This window comes from Acinetobacter sp. UBA6720, from assembly GCF_002454215.1.
Lineage (GTDB): Bacteria > Pseudomonadota > Gammaproteobacteria > Pseudomonadales > Moraxellaceae > Acinetobacter.
The window spans coordinates 481-3,056 of record NZ_DKIK01000160.1; the positions used below are offsets into that span (position 1 = coordinate 481).

Below are 2,576 nucleotides of genomic sequence, written 5' to 3' on the forward strand. Positions count from 1 at the left end.
TCTACCCAGCACGATCCTGAAATTTCTCAAAGCAACTTAAAAGAAGCTGTTATTGAAGAAATCGTGAAAAAAGTAATTCCTGCTGAGATGTTCCATGCAGACACCAAATTCCACATCAACCCAACAGGAATGTTTGTGATTGGTGGCCCAGTGGGCGACTGTGGTTTAACAGGCCGTAAAATCATCGTAGACACCTACGGTGGTATGGCACGTCACGGTGGTGGTGCTTTCTCTGGTAAAGATCCATCTAAAGTTGACCGTTCTGCTGCTTACGCAGGTCGTTATGTTGCGAAAAACATTGTAGCTGCGGGTCTTGCAGACAAATGTGAAATCCAAGTGTCGTATGCCATTGGTGTGGCTGAGCCAACGTCTATTTCAATCAATACCTTCAATACAGCAAAAGTATCTGAAGAGCTGATCATTGCATTAGTCCGTGAACACTTCGACTTACGTCCATACGGTATCACTCGTATGCTTGACCTCATTCAACCGATGTATAAGCAAACTGCTGCTTATGGTCACTTCGGTCGCGAAGGTTCAGATACTGCATTTACATGGGAAAAAACTGACAAAGTGGAAGCGCTTAAAGCTGCAGCTGGTCTATAAGTTTGATTCCAAAAGAAACCCGCTTAATGCGGGTTTTTTTATTTTCACTGATGGAAAATAGCCCATCAGTTCAATCGTGAAGTCATTGAACATCACTTACTTTGGTTTATTTTCATGATTAAGCACATCAAAAAGTGAAGTCACAGCGGTAGGTTCACTATTTCGATCCGTCAAATAAACTTGTACAGATTTAACAATAATGGCCGCTGCTAAACATGCAACAATACAGAAAATCCAAAATCCAAAAGGGCTTCTAATATTGTGTGATCCACAGTTTGGGCAGTCTTTGTCTGTTGATGCGACAACTGTTTCGCAACAAGCGCAGTGATATTGATAGAGCATAACTTTCCCCCTTTGTTTTCTTACTTTCTTGTTTTTATTGTCCATCACCCTGCCTCACAGAATGTTAGATTAATTTATCTTATGTGAGTATTTGTTGAGGCACAAGTACCATTAACCTGAAATGCTGTCAGCAAAAACTTACACCGTAAAACTAATCAACTGAATTAAAAACAATTCCTTGTTATAACACCCAATCATGACAATTTCATTTTGTAACATAATAGTTTTTGACGTATTCCATCATATTTGCTTAAAACCCTTTAGTTTTCTAGCGATTGTTTATTAAAATACGATGCAACGATGAGGAAGAAAGAATGGTTCAGTTGATCAAAAAAGGCGGTTTACGCGAACGTGCCAACCGTAGTCGTAGCTATAAGGGCTCAGAAAATACCGAAGCGACATTGCAGCCTAACCGTTATACACAGAGTAAAAAAGACGAGGCCTCCACCTTGGAACAGATCCCATCATCTAAAGAACTTAAAGAGAACTTAGATGTAGATTGCAAGAGCATCATACCAAAGCCATAAAGCAAAAATCAGGAACAACCCACCAGAAAAAATGTCGATATAACTTCCTGAACGCTGATAAGCCGCCTTAATTTTAGGTAATGACAAAAGCATCATCAACAATGCAAAAGTCATAAAAGTTTGAATTGGAATAATCACCGCAAGCTGCATTTTTAAGTAAGGACTTGCGCTAGAACTCAAGGCTAGTGAAAACACACTACTAAAATAAATCAGCGTTTTCGGGTTGGACAAGTTCGTCAGCAAACCTGACATGAAATAATGGTTGGCCTTCGGTGTAGCCAGTTTTTGACCATCATCCAGCATTGCGTCTTGCTGTATTGTGTTGATGCCTGTTTTCAACATGAACCAGCCCATACGTGCGAGAAACACCCCACCAACCAACATCAATAGCTGTTGAATCCATGGCATTTTGTCGATGAGTACAGTAAAACCTAACAAGGTTAAAACCACCCAAACCACGATGCCAACGGAAATACCTAAGATAGTTTTTAACGTATTTTTTTGTGTGGTCGAAGCTGAACTTTTGGCAATCAGCAAAACATCAGGACCGGGACTAAGCTGTGCAACAAAATGCAAAGCACAAATCGTGAAAAGCAATGACATAAAAAGAAGTATAATTTTAAAAATTAATTATATCGTTTGTTATATTTATTTTAAATCATCAACACCTCAACATTTTTAAAGCAATCTTAGATTCTCAAATGAAGTGCAACAGAGATTAAATTATTGGAAAGAAGCAAGATGAGCTAGCATTTTGCTTCCGACCGACCAAAGTCAAAGTTGCATCATGAACTATACTCATCTTACCCAAGAAGAACGATATCAGATTTATACATTGTTACGTGAAGGTTTTTCTAAACGTTATATCGCTTGGAGGCTGAATCGTTCACCTTCAACCATTTCTAGAGAAATCAAACGTAATCGAGCTAGAAATGGCTATTTCGCTAAACATGCCAATAAAGTAGCTCGAAGACGACATTGTCCTAATCCTAAAAGAATCCCTTGTGAAATGTGGGCACATGTCATCTCTTATCTTGATCTTCAATGGAGTCCTGAACAGATTGCTTCTCATGTTCCAGTCAGTTTGCATTCAATTTATCG

The 2,576-nt window shown here is 39.1% G+C and carries 5 protein-coding genes; 3 read left to right on the top strand and 2 right to left on the bottom strand.

Annotation, left to right across the window (positions count from 1 at the left end; translation table 11 throughout):
• Window positions 1-606: methionine adenosyltransferase (metK, locus tag B4F08_RS13920; RefSeq protein WP_291374850.1), on the top strand; the 606-nt coding region annotated here is incomplete at its 5' end.
• Between the two features lie 96 nt (window positions 607-702).
• Here metK and B4F08_RS13925 read toward each other — a convergent pair.
• A complete protein-coding gene (locus B4F08_RS13925; protein ID WP_162900260.1) occupies window positions 703-948 on the bottom strand; it encodes a hypothetical protein in 246 nt (81 codons plus the stop codon).
• Between the two features lie 314 nt (window positions 949-1,262).
• Here B4F08_RS13925 and B4F08_RS13930 point away from each other — a divergent pair, with 314 nt between their 5' ends.
• Window positions 1,263-1,475 (top strand): hypothetical protein, encoded by a 213-nt coding sequence (locus tag B4F08_RS13930; protein WP_086210183.1) that lies wholly within the window; start codon window positions 1,263-1,265, stop codon window positions 1,473-1,475.
• Here B4F08_RS13930 and B4F08_RS13935 read toward each other — a convergent pair.
• A complete protein-coding gene (locus tag B4F08_RS13935) occupies window positions 1,437-2,078 on the bottom strand; it encodes a LysE family transporter (protein WP_086210184.1) in 642 nt (213 codons plus the stop codon). The genes B4F08_RS13930 and B4F08_RS13935 overlap by 39 nt on opposite strands.
• A gap of 184 nt (window positions 2,079-2,262) precedes the next feature.
• On the opposite strand from B4F08_RS13935, the gene B4F08_RS13940 reads away from it, so the two are divergent.
• Window positions 2,263-2,576: helix-turn-helix domain-containing protein (locus B4F08_RS13940; protein ID WP_291374852.1), on the top strand; the 314-nt coding region annotated here is incomplete at its 3' end.

Bases quoted from the DNA above. Each gene is read 5' to 3' on its own strand.
- B4F08_RS13925 (WP_162900260.1), bottom strand. From the start codon at position 948: ATGCTCTATCAATATCACTGCGCTTGTTGCGAAACAGTTGTCGCATCA.
- B4F08_RS13930 (WP_086210183.1), top strand. From the start codon at position 1,263: ATGGTTCAGTTGATCAAAAAAGGCGGTTTACGCGAACGTGCCAACCGT.
- B4F08_RS13935 (WP_086210184.1), bottom strand. From the start codon at position 2,078: ATGTCATTGCTTTTCACGATTTGTGCTTTGCATTTTGTTGCACAGCTT.